Source organism: Halomonas sp. CnH100-B, from assembly GCF_024124605.1.
In the GTDB taxonomy this organism is placed as follows: Bacteria; Pseudomonadota; Gammaproteobacteria; order Pseudomonadales; family Halomonadaceae; genus Vreelandella.
In genome coordinates this window covers 408,894-426,720 of sequence record NZ_JAMXRX010000003.1, presented here as the reverse complement: position 1 = coordinate 426,720, position 17,827 = coordinate 408,894, and the positions used below count along the sequence as shown (strand labels likewise).

Here is a 17,827-nt window from a genome sequence, read left to right as displayed (position 1 = left end):
TTAACGCGCCCTTACTAGGCGACCGGTCTAGTCTCAGATGGGGGCGTTGTCATCAGGATCAAGGTCGTTGCCCAAAAAGCCGCCCGACTGACGCTGCCATAGGCCTGCGTAGATGCCGTTTCGGGCCAGCAATTCCTGATGAGTGCCGCTCTCCACCATGCGCCCTTCATCCACCACAATCAAACGGTCTAGCATGGCAATGGTAGAGAGCCGATGGGCGATGGCAATCACGGTTTTGCCCTCCATCAAGGCATCCAACTGCTCTTGAATCGCCGCTTCGACTTCGGAATCCAGCGCCGAGGTGGCTTCATCCAACACCAGGATGGGGGCGTCTTTGAGCAGCACCCGGGCGATGGCAATGCGCTGGCGCTGGCCGCCTGAGAGCTTCACACCCCGCTCACCCACATGAGCATCCAAACCTCGCCGCCCTTTGGGGTCGACTAGGTCGTTGATGAAGGTATCAGCATGGGCGCGGCACACCGCCTGCCAGACATCCGCATCGCTGGCATTCGGGCTGCCGTAGCGGATGTTGTCCCGCAGCGAGCGGTGCAGCAGCGAGGTATCTTGGGTCACCATGCCGATCTGGTGGCGCAGCGAGGTCTGGGTGACCTCGGCTATGTTTTGGCCGTCGATCAAAATGCGCCCGCCCTGCAAGTCGTAAAAGCGCAGCAGCAGGTTCGCCAGGGTCGATTTTCCCGCCCCGGAGCGGCCAATCAGGCCTATTTTCTCGCCGGGCTTGATGGTGAGGCTCAGCCCATCGAACACGTTTTTGCTCTCCCCTTTTGCTTGGGCATACTGGAAGCGCAGTGTGTCGAAGACGATCTCGCCGTTGGGCACGGTCAGCGCTTTGGCGTTGGGCGCGTCTTTCACCGTCGGCTCCTGGGCGATGGTGTTCATGCCATCCTGCACCGTGCCGATGTTTTCAAACAGCCCGGCCACTTCCCATAAAATCCAGTCGGACATGAAGCGGATCCGCATCACCAGGGCAATGGCGATGGCCAGCACACCCAGAGAGATCGCCTCCATGTACCACGCTGCAATCGCCATGCCTGCCGTGCCGACCAGCAGCAGCGTATTAAGCAGCGTCAAGCAGACGCTCATCACCGTGACCAAACGCATCTGGCGATGCACGGTGACCATAAAGCCCTCCATAGCATCTTTGGCGTAGCGCTCTTCGCGCTGAGTGTCGGCAAATAGCTTGATAGTCTGGATATTGCTGTAGCTATCCACCACGCGACCGGTCATTTGCGCGCGCGCATCCGCCTGGGCCATGGAAACATCCCGCAGGCGCGGTACGAAAAAGCGCATGATCCCCAAGTAACCGATCAGCCAAAGCCCTAGCGGCAGCAGCAGCCATGGATCGGCGCGGCCTAGCAAGATGGCCGCCCCTGTAAAATAGACGATGGCGTAGACCAGCAGATCCATCACTTTCGTGACGGTTTCCCGCACGGCCAGCGCAGTTTGCATCACTTTTTGCGATACCCGCCCGGCAAACTCATCCTGATAGAATGCCAGGCTCTGGCTGAGCATATGGCGATGAGAGAGCCAGCGGCCAATCATCGGGTAGTTACCAAAAATGCTCTGGTGAGTGACCAGCGACTGCAGCAGCACCAATAGCGGCAGGCCCACTACCACTAACAAACCAAGGCCCGCCAGCCACAGCCCGTGGTTGGCCCAAAAATCGGCGCGCTCAACGCCGCCCAGCCAATCCACCAAATCGCCCATATAGCTAAAGAACACCACCTCTGCAGCAGACACTACCGCCGTTATCAGCGACATCACTAACAGCCACGGCCATACCGGGCGGGAAAAGTGCCAAATGAAAGGCAACAGCCCTTTGGGCGGTGTGGTGACCTCACCCTCTGGATAAGGGTTGACGCGCTCCTCAAAGAAACGGAACAGCGGCGAGAGCAGACGTGACAGCATGGAAAGTCCTTACAAGACGCGATAAAAGGGAGTACAGCGTAGGAATGTTTACATAATGATCGCGATGTCAGGCGTCAGGATGATGACGCATTAACCAGCGGGCCCAGAAGGGAGCGACAATCATCAGGGTGACCATCCGCAGCAGGTGATGAAACGCCACGAACACGGGATCGATGTTGAGCGCGACGGCAAGTATCGCCATTTCGCCAATACCGCCAGGGGCCAGCGCCAAAAGCGCCACATCGCGCCCCACACCCACGGTTTGGTGGATCAGTTCGGCAAACACGGCCAGCACGATGAGGGCCAACAGCGTCGCCACTCCGGATTGCCAAAGATAGCGCCCCAAGAGCCGCCGCGTCATGCCTTGAAAGCGCGAACCAATGGCGCTGCCCAGCACCCAGAGCATCAGGTTCATACCCCAGCTTGGCAAGGCGAGGCTAGCAATATCCAGCCCGGAGAGTAGCGCGGTGGCTAACAAGGGAGCGAGCAGCGCGGGGCTTGGCAGGCGTAGCCATTTCCCTAGCGGCAGCAACAGTGGAATAGCCAGCAACAACCAGCCATCGGTAAGTGCTGACGCTGTCGGACCCAGCGTGCCTTCTCCCCCTTCGAATGCCCAAAACAGCGGCGGTAGAAAGAGGATCACCAGCACGATACGCAGCGACTGGGCAATGGCAATGCGCTGCGGGTCGCCGCCGCATCGTTCACCCAGTAGGATCATCGCGGTCATGGCGCCCGGCGAGGCACCAAACCAAGCGCTGACCGAGTCGAAACCGCAGCGGCGGTACCAGGCTGACGCCACGGCGGTTGACGCCGCGACCCCCGCCAACAGCAGTATGGCCGAAACGGGCCAATCCAGCACCCGGTGGGCCAGCTCAGGCGTGACTTGGCTGCCGAGGACCATGCCCATCACCGCTAAAAACACGCTGCGCAGCGATTCAGGCACTTCAACCTTCACGCCTTTGGCAGACACCAGCAGGTTCGCCACCAAGGGGCCAAGCATCCAGGCCAGCGGCAGCCCCATAATGTGAAACAGCACACCGCCTGCTGCACCAACACTGAGCGATAAGACAAGCGCTTTGGCTCTCCCTGCACTGAAACGGCTGCCCTTCACACTCCCCTCCGGTGATCTTTCGGCTATGCGGTATGGCAGAGTCGTTTCATCCAACTACTTACTCTGCTAAGCGTTGCCTCAGTTTATCACTATTGGGGTTAATCCTCGTCGTCGTCATCACGCATTCGCGCTTGGCGCTCGGCCTCTTCTTCTTTGGCGTCGTCGATGACTTCCATCAGCTCATCCACGTTGGCAATGTGGCTATCAAACTCGAAGTGGCCGGTGAGTTGGCTATCGGGGTGCAGCTCACCCGCTTCATAGAGCGCCCACATCTCCTTACCGTAGTGAGTAGTGAGCAGCTCGGGAGCAAAGCGACCAAAATAAGCGCGCATGTTATCGACATCGCGCTCCAGCATGGCGGCGGCGCTGTTATTACCGGCCGCATCGACCGCTTGGGGCAAGTCGATAATGACCGGGCCATCGGCATCGACGAGCACGTTGAACTCAGATAGGTCACCGTGAATCAGACCCGCGCAAAGCATTTTCACCACGTCTTGAATCACTTTGGCGTGATAGCGCAGCGCCTGCTCTTCGGTCAGGGTGACATCGTCCAAGCGCGGTGCCACGTCGCCTTCGGCATCGGTGATCATCTCCATCAGCAGCACGCCATCCACGAAACCGTACGGCTTAGGTACACGCACATCGGCGGCAGCTAGGCGGTACAGCGCGTCCACCTCGGCGGTGAGCCACGCCTGCTCCTGCTCTTTCTGGCCGTAGCGAGTTTTCTTGGCCATGGCACGGGCCCGGCGGCTGTTGCGCTCTTTACGCCCCTCTTGGTACTGCACCGCCTGTTTGAAACTGCGTTGCTTGGCCTCTTTGAAGACTTTGGCACAGCGCGTGTCGTCGCCGCAGCGCACCACATACACCTGCGCTTCCTTGCCGCTCATCAACTGCATCAGCACCTCATCGATCAGGCCATCATCGACCAAGGGCTGTAATCGTTTGGGTGTTTTCATAGCTTGCTGCGAAGGCTCCTTCTGGTAACGACCCCGTCGTGGGGGGCGTCAATGGCGAATGCGTCGCACGCGGAAAGCGCGCCCTTTGAGTTTATCCCGCTCCAGCTTGGCCTGAGCTTTCTGGACGACGCTGCGCTCGACCGCGACGTATGCACTTCGGGCCAGCACTTTGATTTTGCCCACCTGATCCCCGCGCAAGCCGCCTTCGCTGGTCAATGCTCCCAGAATATCGCCTGGGCGCAGCTTATCCTTTTTACCACCCGCCAACTGTAGCGTAGCCATGGGAGCCTCGAACGGTGTGCCGTTAGCCGCTGTCGGCAGCGGCTCGGTCGAAAGCGGCTCGCCCAGCAGCTCAGCGAGGCGTTCGAGTCGATAATCTTCCTGCGGTGTCACCAGGGTACAGGCGATACCGCTGGCCCCGGCGCGCCCCGTTCGGCCTACCCGATGAACGTGGACGTCCAGCTCGCGGGCGATTTGGTAATTGAAGACGGCGTCCAGCTGGGCAATGTCCAGCCCGCGGGCGGCGACATCGGTGGCGACCAAAATCGATGCGCTCTGGTTGGCAAACAGCACCAGCAGCCGGTCGCGGTCTTTCTGCTCGAGATCGCCGTGCAAAGCGACGGCGCTGAAGCCCGCGTCGACCAAACCATCGGCTACCGCCTGGGTTTCTCGCTTGGTGTTACAGAACACCACGCTGGTGGTAGGCCGCGTGGCGAGCAGCAGCTCGGTCAATGCAGCAAAACGGTCGTCGTCATGAGACACACGGTAAAAGTGCTGCTCGATGGTCGTCGCGTCATGGGTCTCTGCGACTTTAACGCTGACCGGATCGCGCATGACGCCACGCGTCATGGCTGCGAGACCGCCGGAGGCCTGCTCATCGGGGAATGTCGCGCTAAAAAGCAGCGTTTGGCGGTCGGCAGGCGTATCGGCAATGATATCGTCGATGGTGACCTGAAAACCCATGTCTAGCATGCGGTCCGCTTCATCCAGCACCAGCGTGGTGAGTGACCCAAGGGTGAGCGAACCCTTGCGCAGATGCTCATCCACCCGGCCCGGCGTGCCCACCACGATGTGGGCGCCGTGCTCCAGCGATGCGAGCTGCGGGCCAAACGGGGCGCCGCCGCAGAGTGTGAGCACTTTCACGTTGGGCATCCCACGGGCTAGACGGCGCAGCTCTTCCGCCACTTGGTCGGCCAGTTCACGGGTGGGACACAGGACCAAACCCTGGACGCTAAACGCCTCGAGGCGCAACTGGGAAAGAAGCGCCAAGCCAAAGGCGGCGGTCTTGCCTGACCCCGTTTTGGCCTGGGCCATCACATCGCGTCCCACCAGCATGGGTGGCAGGCTTTGTGCTTGAACGGGCGTCATCGCGTGATAGCCCAGGGAGTCGAGCGTGCTCAGCAGCGCGGGCGAGAGGGCAAGAGAGGCAAACGAGGTATCTGACACGAAAAATTCCTGAAGGGGGCGTGATGCCCAGCAAACCGATAATGTGAAGCACCATACCAGAAAGTGCCACCCCCTGCTTTGCCACGCGCTGATCCTGACGCGTCGTGCCTACGCAGAGAGCGCTGCGAATCGCCCTTGGCTGAGTGCGGCAAGGTCCTCCGGCGAGAGCTCGATTTCCAACCCACGCCGCCCGGCGCTCACGTATAGCGTCGACCACGCCTGCGCCGACGCATCTATAAAGGTAGGCAGGCGCTTTTTTTGGCCCAGCGGGCTCACACCGCCCAGCACGTAGCCGGTGGTACGCTCGACGACATCCGGTGCGGCCATCACGGCCTTTTTAGCGCCAGCGGCTTTGGCGATCAGCTTCAGCCCCAACTGGCTATTCACGGGGACGATACCAACGGCCAACTGCTTGCCATCCAAGCTAACGACGAGGGTTTTGAACACTTGCTCGGCCGTCACGCCAAGTTTGTCCGCCGCTTCCAGCCCGTAGGACGGGGCGGCGGCATCGTGCTGATACTCATGGAGTTGAAACGCAATACCTGCATGCCTTGCGCTGTTAATCGCCGGTGTCATGGAGTTCTCTTAAGTTAAACGCGTCAGCCTATCTGAAAACATCACTTCCCACTGCTAGGCTTAATAGCGTGAGGACCTCATGGAAGTCAACTGACAGGAGTCGTTAAATGAAAGCCACCTCTAAAGCACAGCAGAAAGCCGCTGGCGCGGCCCTTTCCGCCAAACGCGGTGAGACCAAGCCGAGCGAGCTATATGACGCTTCGAAAGAGATGTATGACTCGATGAGCGAAGAGGAGTTGGAAGAGATGGCGGGTACCCAGCGTAAGGGCAAACCGCAAAAGAAAGAGGACGATTGATCGATGCTGCGCCAGCGGCTTGCGCTGGCGCAGCTTGCGTGAACCTATGTCAGCCAATTATTGGCAAGGCACCACGCGGCGCAGCGTATCTTTCGCCCACAGCGTTTGGCCATCCGGCGTGCGGCCATGTTCGTTCCAACGCTCGGTGGTTTCCAGGCAGAACGAACCGGCGTTTTCGGTACGCGGGTCCGCGCTGATGGGGCGCTCTCCGCCGATCCGCATGACGTCCGGATTTTCAGTGGTGTAACGTGGGGCAATGGTAGAACTTGCGCAGCCAGCCACCAAAGCGGTGACCAGCAGCACGGGCAAACAGCGGCGCAGTGGCATGTTTTTGCAACCCTCAAAAGTGCAGTGTTAGGCCGACACCAGTTGTCGGTAGCGCTAAATATCACCACACCTTCGACAGCGTCAACACTTTTTCAATGCAAGCATTACGTGACCAGCGTAATGCTCGTCACCGGGCGCAAATTACGCAGCTTACAGTGCTGCTCGACGCTCTCGACGATCTCTTCTGCGTCATCGATCTGCTGCTTATCGAGCTGAATGTCGACCATCAAGAAGCTGCCTACCTGGGCAAGGCGCACATCGTCGTCGGCGATATCGAAATCCGCCACTTCTTGCACCACTTCTTGGCGGACGCTGCCTACCGGTTCGCCAAACATCAGCTCACGCAGCGCTCCTTTGACCATCCGAATGGGCATGGGCAGGAAGTAACCGGCAATGATCAGCACCATCACCGGGTCGGCAAAACGCGCCAAGTGCGCCCAGGGCGAGAGGGTTAACCCCCAAGTAAGGGCAAAGCCCAGCATGACGGCGGCACTTAGCCAGGTATCCATCTGCCACTGGCGAAGCTCTGCGGCCAGTAGCGAGGACTGCGCTACCTTGGCATAGCGGGTCAGCCACCACCAAGTGAGCAAACAACCGGTCACGTTGACCACGCCAAACATCAGCGCCAAGTCCAACGTGACCAGACGCCCTCCTTGCGCCAAACTCCAGATTGCTGAGACCAATGAAAACAAACACACCAGCCCAATCACCACGCCTTTGAGCAGCACGGCCAGCGGTTCGACCGTCAGCCGCCCAAAGGGGTAGTGATCATCCGCCGGTTTGCGGGCCTGCTGCAGCGCAAACAGAGAGAGCGATGCCAGCACTAAACTTAATAGCGAATAGCCACTATCGAAGAGTATCGTTATCGAGCCACTCGCAAGGCCCAAGGCAAGCCCGGTAAAGGCAAACAGGCTAGCGGAAATGGCGGAAAATCTCAGCGCACGGCGCTCGGCGACAAAGGGGGTCACGCGGGTTGCTCCAGTAAAGAGTGGTAAACGCAGGCCATCATAGTGAGTACACTGACGCTTCACCAGTCGCTCAGCGCCAACTATTTTGGCACTAAGCACGTTGATCAAGGGACCATCATGCGCGCAGAACAAGTCCAGGCGTTTATCGATGTCACGGAGCAAGGGTCGTTTGCCGCCGCCGCACGGCACACCGGCATGAAGCGCAGCACGCTAAGCGCCGCCGTCAATGCGCTGGAAGATAGCCTGGGCGTGGCACTCTTCGAGCGTTCGGGGAACAGCCTTCAGCTCACGGCCGTGGGGGAAAGCGTGCTGCCCGACTGCTATCGCCTGCTGACCAGTGCCAACCGCATCAATAAGCACTGCCAGCAACACTTACAAGGCGTGGAGAGTCAGCTTTGCATCGCGCGGGACGACGCGCTGCCCGAGGCATTTTGGCGACAGGTCATGCACGACCTGAAACAGCGCTACCCACTCACCGCTATTTCGGTGTACCTGCTGCCCCCCCAAGAGCACGCCCAGTTCGTGCTGCGTCAAACGGTGGATATCGCCTTTGGGCTGTATACCGCCGAAGGGGCGGCGGTGAATGCCAGCAACCTGGCGCCTGTGAGCATGAGCCTGGTCGCGGCGCCAAGCCATCCACTCAGCCGCCTGCCGAACGTCACCAAAGATGATTTGGCCCAGTACACCCAGGTATGCCTGACCTTCGATCAGGGCGACAAACTGGTGAGCGAAGCGCTGTTTTCCACCAACTATCTTGGCCTGACCATGTTCGAGGTGATTCGCGATGCAGTGATCAATGGCACCGGCTGGGCCCTGCTTCCCTACCCGCTCGTCAAAGAGGCATTGGCCAGCCACAGTCTGTGTGCGCTCAACCACGACCTGCTGCTGGAAAGTCACTACTACCGTTACGTGGAAGGCGAGAGTCTCGGCGTGGTCGCCACGGCGCTGCTAACCAACGTCATCCGTTTTTTAGGCACCACACGCTGAGCGCTCCTCTCAGTCGAAAAGCGGAGCACCGCGCATGAGCAGCGTTGAAATTTAGCAGTGGCGAAAAAAGCAATTGCCCGCCACGCTGTAAAAAAACAGGCCATTGAAGGAGCCCAAAGGACACGCTAGAGAACCGACACAGGCAAGTGTCATCTAAGCGTAAAGTGCATCTGCCAGTGTCGATGTTGCCGTCAACCAAGGAGTAGTTTCCGCGATGGTACGACTCGATAAGAAAGCGACTAGGCTGTACGTCCTAGACACGAATGTCCTGATCCACGACCCCGCCGCGCTCTACCATTTCGATGAGCATGATGTGGTCATCCCCATGACCGTGCTCGAAGAGCTGGACAAGCACAAGAACGGCATCCGCGAAATCGCCCGTACGGCACGGCAAATCAGCCGCACCCTGTCCGATCTCACCAGCCAAGTGACGTTCGACGAAATACAGCAAGGCATTCCCATCCCCCGCATCAGCGGAGAGTCCGGCCGCCTGCACTTTCTGTGCTACAACGACCTCAAGCCCTTCGACTCGTTAGACGATAGTCCCGACAACCGAATCCTGGCAGAAACCTGCCGTTTGCGTGACGAACGCCCGGATGCCTCGGTCATTCTGATTACGAAAGACATTAACCTGCGGGTCAAAGCCGCCGCGCTGAAAGTACCGGTAGAGGATTACCTCAACGACCGCGCCTTCTCCGATAGCGATGCGATGATCGAGGGCGCGCAGGTATACAGCCAGGCAGGGCATGACGGCGCTTCGCTATGGGAAGCGCTGAATGTCGACGTCACCGTCGAGCGCGTGGGCCATCACACTTTCTATCAGCTCAGTGGCCAAATGCCTCGCGACTGGCACGTGGGCATGCTGGTCTCCGATAGCGAGAACGGCGCCGAGTTCGAGGCCATCGTGCGGGAGCTGTCATCCTCTTCTGCGCGGCTGCAGCTACTCACCAACTATCGCCACCACGCAGGGGTGTGGGGCGTGCACGCCCACGACAGCCGTCAGAACTTTACCCTCAACCTGCTGATGGACCCTGAGATCGACCTCGTCACCATTGCCGGTAATGCGGGCACCGGTAAAACCTTCATGACCCTGGCGGCGGCTTTCCAGCAAACCCTGGACGCCAAGCGCTTCGAGCGTATCGTCTTCACCCGCGCGCCGATTCCCATGGGCGAGGACATTGGTTTCTTGCCAGGTACCGAGGAGGAGAAAATGTCACCGTGGATGGGCGCCTTCCACGACAACATGGATAACCTGCTGCGCAACGAAGAGGGAGAGTCGACGTGGGACAACGGTGCCACACGACAGCTAATTGGTTCACGGGTACAAATCCGCTCACCGAGCTTTATGCGCGGGCGCACCCTGAACGATACCTTCTTGATCATCGACGAGGCGCAAAACTTCACCCCTAAACAGCTAAAGTCGTTGGTCACTCGTGCAGGGCGCAATACCAAGATCGTTTGCTTGGGCAACGTCGGGCAGATCGATACGCCCTACCTCACCGCCAATACCTGCGGCATGGCCGCCGTGGTCGAGCGGTTCAGAGATTGGCCTCACGCCGGGCATATCACTTTGAAAAGCGTCGAGCGCTCCCGCTTGGCCCTGGCGGCCGAAGAGCTGCTGTAGCGCTCTTTGCGCTTCTCTCGTTACCCTTCTCTCGCTACTCTACCCCGCCCAGCTCGCTGGGCGGCTCTCCTTTGTCTTCAATCGCACGGCGGCTGCCGTTTTGCAGCATTGTCGCTGTTCCAGGGGTTCTCGACGCCGATGGTATCGGCAGCAAACGCCTCGCGATCACCTAGCGGGCGCGCTTCGCCCACGGTGGTGTCATGGCAGGTTTGGCGCTCCATTTCGCTATTGAGCTCCGCTCCGAACAGCACGACGAATGCCGAGAGCCAAAACCACAGCATCAGCGCCACGACCGCCCCTATCGAGCCGTACAGCTCGCTAAACGTCGAAAAGTAGCGCACATAGAGTGACAGCGCGCCAGAGCCTAGCAACCACATCAGCGTCGCAAACAGGGTGCCGTAACTCAGCCAGCGCCACTGCGGTGAGCGCCGATAAGGCGCGAAGCGGTAGAGCAGCGCGATCAGTAGGCTCATCAACACCAACAGGGCCGGCCAGCGCAGCCATTGCAGCACGCGATCCAAGGGGGGGTCGATCATGAGCCTATCCACCATGGCAGGCACGATAGCGATGAACCCCAACGAGACCAACGTCATGCCAATCAAGCCCAGGGTCAGCGACACCAGCACCACGCCCCGGTAGAGCAGCGAGCGCTTTTCCTGCTCGCCGTATACCGCATTGAGACCGATCACCAGCACCGAAACGGCTTTCGAGGCAATGAACATGGCAATGAGTAGCCCCGCCAACGCGGTCATGACGTTACCCGCTTCGGTGCTCTCGACCACTTCCTGCGCCTGTTGATCGATCAAATTGGCCGCATCCGGTGGCATGAAACGGCTGATCGTGTAGAGCTGACGCCCCGCCTCCACCGGATCGAACAGCAGCCCCCACACCGAGATCACCGCCGCAATGGTTGGAAACAGCGCCAGCAGCGCGTAAAACGCCACCCCTGCGGCAAACATGGTGATTCGATCCCGGCGAGCCGCACGCACAACGCGCCAGGCAATATCGTGCCAGCCCCGCCGCGGGATATCGCTGGGCACGTCGGCGGCACGACCTCGACGGTGGCTATCCATTTAGCCCAACCGCTCGCTCAGCCACTTGCCGATATCGTTGACCTGCTGCGGGCAGAGCGCATGGGCCATCGGGTACTGGCGATAGTTGACGTTATATCCCATGGCCTTCAAACGCTCGACGCCACTACGACCTAGGGTTTCGGGCACGATGGGGTCGAAGTTACCGTGATGAACGTCGATCGGCACCTGACGGTTCGCCTCAGCAGGCTCGATGCTGTCGGCGGTGGCAAAGTAGGTCGACATCGCCAACAGCCCACCCAGCGGCTGAGGAAACGACAGCGCGGCCTGATACGCCACTGCCCCGCCCTGGGAAAAACCCGCCACGATGATGCGCTGACTATCCATGCCTTGTTCGATCTGCTCTTGGATCAGCGCCTGAATACGCTCGGCGGATTTTTTCAGCTGCACCTCATCGACCCGACGCCCCAAGTCCATCGCCAGGATGTCGTACCAAGCGGGCATCACCATGCCGCCGTTGATGGTCACCGGTAGGCGCGGGGCATGGGGCATGATGAAGCGCACGTTGACGCTGTCCGGCAGCGCCAAGGCAGGCACTAGCGGCTCGAAATCGTGCCCATCGGCACCTAAGCCGTGAATGATGAACACACACGCATCGGCGGGTTGACCATTTTTCGGTTCAATAATCAGTTCGCCTGGGGCTGTCATGGGCTATGTCCTTGCTGATATGAAAAGCGCCACCCTAGCGTAAAGCAGCGCGGGGAGCGAGTCATTAGCGGCTTAGAACGGCCATACCCAAGGAATCAGGCTCACGGCAATCCCCCCCGTCAGCACGTTCAAGCCGCCGCCGACGCGGAGAAAATCAGTGATGCGATAACCACCGGGGCCGTGCACCATTAAGTTGGTTTGATAGCCAATCGGGGTAAGAAAGCTGGCCGACGCAGCAAACATCACCGCGACTACGTAAGGCATGGGGCTGACGCCGAGGCTTTCTGCGGCCGCCATAACCACCGGAAAGATGATCACCGCCGCCGCGTTGTTGGTCACTAACTCCGTAAGCAGCGCCACGACGCAGTAAGTTCCCACCAGCAGCAGCCACGGGCTGCCCGCCACCAGCGATAGCACGCTGCCTGCCATGGCATCCGCAGCACCTGACGACTGTAACGCTGCCCCCACCCCAAACGAAGCGGCGATGGTCAAAAGCACTTGGGTGTCTAGCCCGCGCTTGGCGGCGCCCACCGTACAACAGCCGGTCAACAGTGCCATGGCCGCGCCCAGCATGGCGGCATTGAGCATGCTCAGCACGCCCAACGCCGCCAGCAGCACCGCACCTATTAAAATTCCCCACGCCAGCGGCGCCTTTTCATGAATGGGCCGCGCCGAGCCGTTGAGTTCGCTGATCAATAAGAAATCTTTCGACTGCCGGTGGCGCTCGATGAACGGCGGGCGTGCCTCCAATAGCAATACATCGGCAGGCTGCAAGCGCACTTGGCCGAGGTTCCCTCTCACGCGCTCGCCGCCGCGACAAATCGCCAGCACGGCCGCGCCGTATAGCGTTCTAAATCGACCGTCACGAATCCGTTGACCAATAAACTGGCATTGATTGGAGACCACCGCCTCGACCAAACGGCGCTCTTTGAACTCTTTTTCTAAGCTAGAAGCGCCATCCCGAGAAGGGATCAGCCCACGGATCTGCTGAAGCTCCACAGCGGCATCCGAGGTACCCACGAACACCAAACGATCCCCGCCTTTGAGCTGCTCCCCTGGTCCAACTACACTGACCACGTTACCGGCACGCTCAATCTCTACAAGGAACAGTTCCTGCAAATGGCGCAGCCCCGCCTCTTCGACCGTGCGGTCTACCAGCACCCCTGCCGGGTCGACTTCCATTTCGATCGTGAACTCGCGTGGGTTGGCAAAGGCTTTAGCCGTGCCGCCACGGGCGGGCAATAAACGCGGGCCAAGGAAAATCAGGTATGCCAAGCCCGCGACCGCGACCGGAATGCCTACCCTCGCCAAGTCGAAAAGCCCCATGGCCAAATCAGGGTAGCGCTCGATCAGTAGCCCATGCACTACCAGGTTAGTGCTGGTACCAAATAGCGTGATAGTACCGCCTAAAATAGAGGCAAAGCTCAGCGGCATGAGCAAACGCTGTGGGGAAAGCCGCAAACGGCGGCTCCAACTCAAAACGGCGGGAATATAGGTCGCCACCACCGGGGTGTTATTGAGAAAGCCGCTGAGCGACGCTACGGGTAACAATAGACGTGTCAGCGCGCCGCGTTCACTCGATGGACGCCCCAACACGTAGCGAATGATCAGATCGATACCGCCAGTCTCACGAATACTAGCCACCAGCACGTACATGAACGCGACGGTAAACAGGCCGCTATTGGAAAATCCACCCAGCGCCTGTTGAGGATCGATGACGCCCAGTGTCATTAACACCACTACTGCGCCCATTAAAATGATGTCCGGACCGAGGCGAGAGAGCGCCATCAGCGGAAAAATCGTCAGCACGACCCCTATTGCAATCCAAGCATCCAGCGACATAACCCCACATCCTTTCTCAAGCCCACTCAACTGACATAACCGAACAATATGAAGGGCATTGTGCCGCCTAGCAGATATTCTAAAAAGTTATTTTTAGAAACACAGTCAGAACAAAAAAGAATATGCGTGTGAGGTGTGAGGTGTGAGGTGTGAGGTGTGAGGTGTGAGGTGTGAGGTGTGAGGTGTGAGGTGTGAGGTGTGAGTCAGATAATAATCCACAAACAAAAAACCCCGCGCAAGGCGGGGTTTTTCTAGCGCGCTAGCATCGAGTGCTAGCGGCAAACATCAAGCTGAATTAACCCAGAACTTTGATGTTGGAAGCCTGAAGGCCTTTTTTACCCTGAGTGACGTCGAAGGAAACCTTCTGGCCGTCTTGCAGAGTTTTGAAGCCGTCAGCTTGAATTTCGGAGAAGTGCGCGAACAGGTCGTCGCCGTTGTCGTCCGGAGAAATGAAGCCGAAGCCTTTAGTGTCGTTAAACCACTTAACGGTACCAGTTGCCATGATCGAAATCCTCGATTTAGCTTAATGTAGAGCCGGGTAATACCCGAGTTGCAGTGGGTAGAACAAGAAACTTTCACCAGACTCAACGCTAGAGCGTTTCGATACTGCTGACAACGTTCGACTTGCTAACCAACTGCATGCAGCATGCGCTTAACGACGCCGCACGTCAACACTATGATGGAAAAAAAAGTCAATGCAATGAATTTTCTTTCAAAATCCATCCCGCCGCCTTTTCGGCGATCATCAACGTCGGAGAATTGGTGTTTCCACTGGTGATGGTCGGCATCACGCCCGCGTCTGCGACCCGCAGTCCCACCACCCCACGCACCCGTAATTTTTCATCCACCACCGCCATTGGATCATCACGTTTGCCCATCCGCGTGGTGCCGACCGGGTGAAAAATCGTCGTACCAATATCTCCCGCTAGCCGCGTTAGCTCGTCATCCGTTTGATACTCAACGCCCGGCTTTACCTCTTCAGGTGAATACTTCGCAAAGGCAGGCTGTTCAGCGATACGCCGGGTTACCCGCAGCGAATCAGCCGCCACCTTGCGATCCTCCGCCGTGCTGAGATAGTTCGGCGAAATCGCCGGTGCCTGACGCGGGTCGGCGCTTTTCAAACGCACCGTTCCTCGGCTGGTAGGATTCAAGTTGCATACGCTCGCGGTAATGGCCGGATACGGATGCAGCGGCTGCCCAAAGGCCTCTAGGCTGAGCGGCTGCACGTGATACTGAATATTGGGGTACGGCTGATCGTCAGAACTGCGGGTAAATGCGCCAAGCTGCGAAGGCGCCATGCTCATCGGCCCGGTGCGCTTGGTCACGTACTCCCAGCCAATCCCCGCCTTGCCCCACAGCGTACTGGCAATAGCATTGAGCGTTTTGGCATGACTGACACGATACACCGAGCGAATCTGGAGATGATCTTGCAGGTTTTCACCTACCCCAGGCAGGTCGTGCACCACCTCAATGCCGTGTTCACGCAGATGCTCAGCAGGCCCAATGCCCGACAGCTGTAAAAGGTGGGGCGAGCCAATGGCCCCCGCACACAGCACCACCTCTTTTCGCGCCTGTACGCGCTGGATTTTGCCGCTGCGCACCACCTCTACCCCCGTACAACGAGGCGCTTGTGTATGATCGAAGCAGAGCCGATTTACCTGGGTGGAGTGCCAAAGCGTCAGGTTGTCCCGCTTTAGCGCGCTACGCAAAAATGCCTTGGCGGTATTCCAGCGCCAGCCGTCACGTTGGTTTACCTCAAAATAGGCAACCCCCTCATTACTCCCCCGGTTGAAGTCATCGGTGCGGGGGATACCCGCCTGCACCGCTGCTTCGGCAAAGTCATCCAACACTTCCCATTTCAGGCGCTGCTTCTCGACCCGCCACTCGCCGCCATGGCCATGAAAAGCGCGGTGAGTCTCATCACCGTCGCTGCCTTTATCCAGCCGGTAGTGGTTTTCGTGTTTAATAAAGTCGGGCAGGCAGTTCTCCCAACGCCACTCGTCGCTGCCGGTGACCTCTGCCCAGTGGTCGTAATCCCGGGCCTGACCTCGCATGTAGATCATGCCGTTGATGCTAGAACAGCCTCCCAAAGTTTTCCCTCGGGGGTAGATCAGCGAGCGGCCATTGAGCCCTTTGTCCGGCTCGGTGCGAAACAGCCAGTCGGTGCGCGGGTTATTGATGCAATAAAGGTAGCCCACCGGAATATGAATCCAGTGGTAGTTATCCCGACCGCCTGCCTCAATCAGTAGCACCCGATTATTGGGGTCGGCGCTCAGCCGATTGGCCATCAGGCACCCGGCGGTGCCTGCGCCAACCACGATATAATCAAAAGCTTCCGCGGTGGGATGAGTGGTTGTATTTGTTGGCATGGGCTTGGCTCCCGTAACGGTCAGGCGCTACTTCGCCGTCGGCATCACAAACTCTGCACCCGCGTCGATGGAGTCCGACCAGCGCTGCATGATCGACTTCTGCTTGGTGTAGAAGCGCACACCCTCTTCGCCATACGCGTGAGTATCGCCGAACAGCGAGCGCTTCCAGCCGCCAAAACCGTGCCACGCCATGGGCACCGGAATCGGTACGTTGATGCCGACCATGCCCACCTGAATACGGCGGCCAAATTCCCGGGCAACGCTGCCGCTTTCGGTAAAGCAGCTCACCCCGTTACCAAACTCATGGTCGTTGATCAGTTGAATGGCGGTCGCCACATCCCGCACGCGCACGCATACCAGCACCGGGCCAAAGATCTCCTCTTTATAAATAGTCATCTCCGGCGTGACGTGGTCGAACAGCGTACCGCCCATCCAGAAACCGTCAGCACAGCCCTCACCCGCTTGAGTGCTATCAAACTCGCGGCCATCGACGATAAGCTGCGCGCCTTCTGCCACGCCCTTTTCGATGTACTCGGTGATCCGCTGATGCGCTTGGCGAGTCACGATGGGCCCCATTTCTGCATCCAGCTGCATGCCATCTTTGACTTTCAGCGTCTTAGCCCGCTCGGTGAGCATCGGCACGACTTTATCGGCCACATCGCCGACCAGCACGGCCACGCTAATCGCCATGCAGCGCTCGCCCGCACTGCCGTAGGCTGCGCCAATTAACGCATCCACCGCTTTATCCAGATGGGCGTCCGGCATCACGACCATATGGTTTTTCGCCCCGCCCAGCGCCTGCACGCGTTTGCCGTGCTTAGCCCCGCGCTCGTAAATCAGGTTGGCAATCGGCGTAGAGCCGACGAACGACAGCGCTTTAACGTGTGGGTGGTCGATCAGCGCTTCAACGGAGTCTTTATCGCCCTGCACCACGTTGAACACGCCATCGGGCAGGCCTGCTTGTGTCAACAGATCCGCGATCATCAGCGAGGCGCTAGGGTCCAGCGGGCTGGGCTTGAGAATAAAAGTATTACCGGCGGCAATAGCGATGGGGAACATCCACATCGGCACCATCGCCGGGAAGTTAAACGGCGTAATACCGGCGACCACGCCCAGCGGCTGGCGCACGGTCCAGTTATCGATGCCGGTGCTAACCTGCTCGGTGTAATCACCCTTTAATAGCTGGGGAATACCGCAGGCAAACTCGACAATATCAATACCCCGTGCCACTTCGCCCTGGGCATCGGTAAATACCTTGCCGTGCTCTTTGGTGATTGCTTCGGCCAGGGCATCTTTATTGGCGTTCAGCAGCTCCAGGAATTTGAACATTACCCGAGCGCGGCGAATAGGCGGCGTATCGGCCCAGGCTGGAAATGCTGCGTGGGCGGCTTGCACGGCGGTATCCACATCGTCGGCCGAAGCCAGGGCAACGCGGCCGGTGACCTGCCCGGTGGCAGGGTTGAAGACATCCTGGGCGCTGCCGGAGGCGCCTTCGCTGCGTTGGCCGTTAATAAAATGATGGATGGCGTTGGTTGTCATTGTCGCTACCTTTATAACAAAAGCTTAAGTGATCGGAGGATGATCACTAGACTACCCCGCCTAACAGGCCAAGCAATTGAGTAATTTTTAACCCAGATATAAGCTTTGCTAATAACACAAC

General features: G+C 58.8%; 16 protein-coding genes. 3 read left to right on the top strand and 13 right to left on the bottom strand.

Annotated elements, in window-relative coordinates:
* Positions 1 to 33: 33 nt before the first annotated feature.
* The 5 genes from NH398_RS08640 to ybaK all read right to left on the bottom strand — a co-directional run bounded on the left by NH398_RS08640 (position 34) and on the right by ybaK (position 6,015).
* Positions 34 to 1,926, bottom strand: coding sequence for an ABC transporter ATP-binding protein (locus tag NH398_RS08640; protein WP_290441435.1), 1,893 nt, complete (start codon positions 1,924 to 1,926; stop codon positions 34 to 36).
* Between the two features lie 67 nt (positions 1,927 to 1,993).
* Complete coding sequence (locus NH398_RS08635; RefSeq protein ID WP_253017882.1) at positions 1,994 to 3,037, bottom strand: AbrB family transcriptional regulator; 1,044 nt, start codon at positions 3,035 to 3,037, stop codon at positions 1,994 to 1,996.
* Positions 3,038 to 3,135: 98 nt separating this feature from the next.
* Positions 3,136 to 3,993: a PA4780 family RIO1-like protein kinase gene (locus tag NH398_RS08630; protein WP_253017875.1), complete on the bottom strand. Its 858-nt coding sequence runs from the start codon at positions 3,991 to 3,993 to the stop codon at positions 3,136 to 3,138.
* A 48-nt stretch (positions 3,994 to 4,041) separates the two neighbouring features.
* The gene (gene dbpA, locus NH398_RS08625) at positions 4,042 to 5,439 is read right to left on the bottom strand and encodes an ATP-dependent RNA helicase DbpA (protein WP_253017873.1); all 1,398 of its coding nucleotides are present in this window, start codon (positions 5,437 to 5,439) and stop codon (positions 4,042 to 4,044) included.
* A gap of 108 nt (positions 5,440 to 5,547) precedes the next feature.
* Positions 5,548 to 6,015, bottom strand: a complete 468-nt coding sequence (ybaK, locus tag NH398_RS08620; protein WP_253017871.1) for a Cys-tRNA(Pro) deacylase — start codon at positions 6,013 to 6,015, stop codon at positions 5,548 to 5,550.
* Between the two features lie 107 nt (positions 6,016 to 6,122).
* Here ybaK and NH398_RS08615 point away from each other — a divergent pair, with 107 nt between their 5' ends.
* Positions 6,123 to 6,311 carry a DUF3008 family protein gene (locus NH398_RS08615; RefSeq protein WP_139526597.1) on the top strand — a complete coding sequence of 63 codons (189 nt, stop codon included), beginning with the start codon at positions 6,123 to 6,125 and terminating at the stop codon, positions 6,309 to 6,311.
* A 57-nt stretch (positions 6,312 to 6,368) separates the two neighbouring features.
* On the opposite strand, the gene NH398_RS08610 is transcribed toward NH398_RS08615, so the two are convergent.
* Both NH398_RS08610 and NH398_RS08605 read right to left on the bottom strand, forming a co-directional pair.
* A complete protein-coding gene (locus NH398_RS08610) occupies positions 6,369 to 6,638 on the bottom strand; it encodes a hypothetical protein (protein ID WP_253017869.1) in 270 nt (89 codons plus the stop codon).
* A gap of 104 nt (positions 6,639 to 6,742) precedes the next feature.
* Entirely contained in the window at positions 6,743 to 7,606 is an 864-nt protein-coding gene (locus tag NH398_RS08605; RefSeq protein WP_253017867.1) for a cation diffusion facilitator family transporter, read from the bottom strand.
* A gap of 117 nt (positions 7,607 to 7,723) precedes the next feature.
* On the opposite strand from NH398_RS08605, the gene NH398_RS08600 reads away from it, so the two are divergent.
* Positions 7,724 to 8,593: a LysR family transcriptional regulator gene (locus NH398_RS08600; RefSeq protein ID WP_290441453.1), complete on the top strand. Its 870-nt coding sequence runs from the start codon at positions 7,724 to 7,726 to the stop codon at positions 8,591 to 8,593.
* Positions 8,594 to 8,807: 214 nt separating this feature from the next.
* Positions 8,808 to 10,217 carry a PhoH family protein gene (locus NH398_RS08595; RefSeq protein ID WP_159342903.1) on the top strand — a complete coding sequence of 470 codons (1,410 nt, stop codon included), beginning with the start codon at positions 8,808 to 8,810 and terminating at the stop codon, positions 10,215 to 10,217.
* 77 nt (positions 10,218 to 10,294) lie between these two features.
* Here NH398_RS08595 and NH398_RS08590 read toward each other — a convergent pair whose 3' ends face one another.
* The 6 genes from NH398_RS08590 to NH398_RS08565 all read right to left on the bottom strand — a co-directional run bounded on the left by NH398_RS08590 (position 10,295) and on the right by NH398_RS08565 (position 17,706).
* Entirely contained in the window at positions 10,295 to 11,290 is a 996-nt protein-coding gene (locus tag NH398_RS08590; RefSeq protein WP_253017862.1) for a YihY/virulence factor BrkB family protein, read from the bottom strand.
* Entirely contained in the window at positions 11,291 to 11,956 is a 666-nt protein-coding gene (locus NH398_RS08585; RefSeq protein WP_253017861.1) for a dienelactone hydrolase family protein, read from the bottom strand.
* A gap of 72 nt (positions 11,957 to 12,028) precedes the next feature.
* Positions 12,029 to 13,798, bottom strand: a complete 1,770-nt coding sequence (locus tag NH398_RS08580) for an SLC13 family permease (RefSeq protein ID WP_253017860.1) — start codon at positions 13,796 to 13,798, stop codon at positions 12,029 to 12,031.
* Positions 13,799 to 14,093: 295 nt separating this feature from the next.
* Complete coding sequence (locus tag NH398_RS08575; RefSeq protein ID WP_054641278.1) at positions 14,094 to 14,300, bottom strand: cold-shock protein; 207 nt, start codon at positions 14,298 to 14,300, stop codon at positions 14,094 to 14,096.
* Positions 14,301 to 14,490: 190 nt separating this feature from the next.
* Positions 14,491 to 16,167, bottom strand: a complete 1,677-nt coding sequence (locus NH398_RS08570) for a GMC family oxidoreductase N-terminal domain-containing protein (protein WP_253017859.1) — start codon at positions 16,165 to 16,167, stop codon at positions 14,491 to 14,493.
* Between the two features lie 27 nt (positions 16,168 to 16,194).
* Complete coding sequence (locus NH398_RS08565) at positions 16,195 to 17,706, bottom strand: CoA-acylating methylmalonate-semialdehyde dehydrogenase (protein ID WP_253017858.1); 1,512 nt, start codon at positions 17,704 to 17,706, stop codon at positions 16,195 to 16,197.
* Between the last annotated feature and the right edge of the window lie 121 nt (positions 17,707 to 17,827).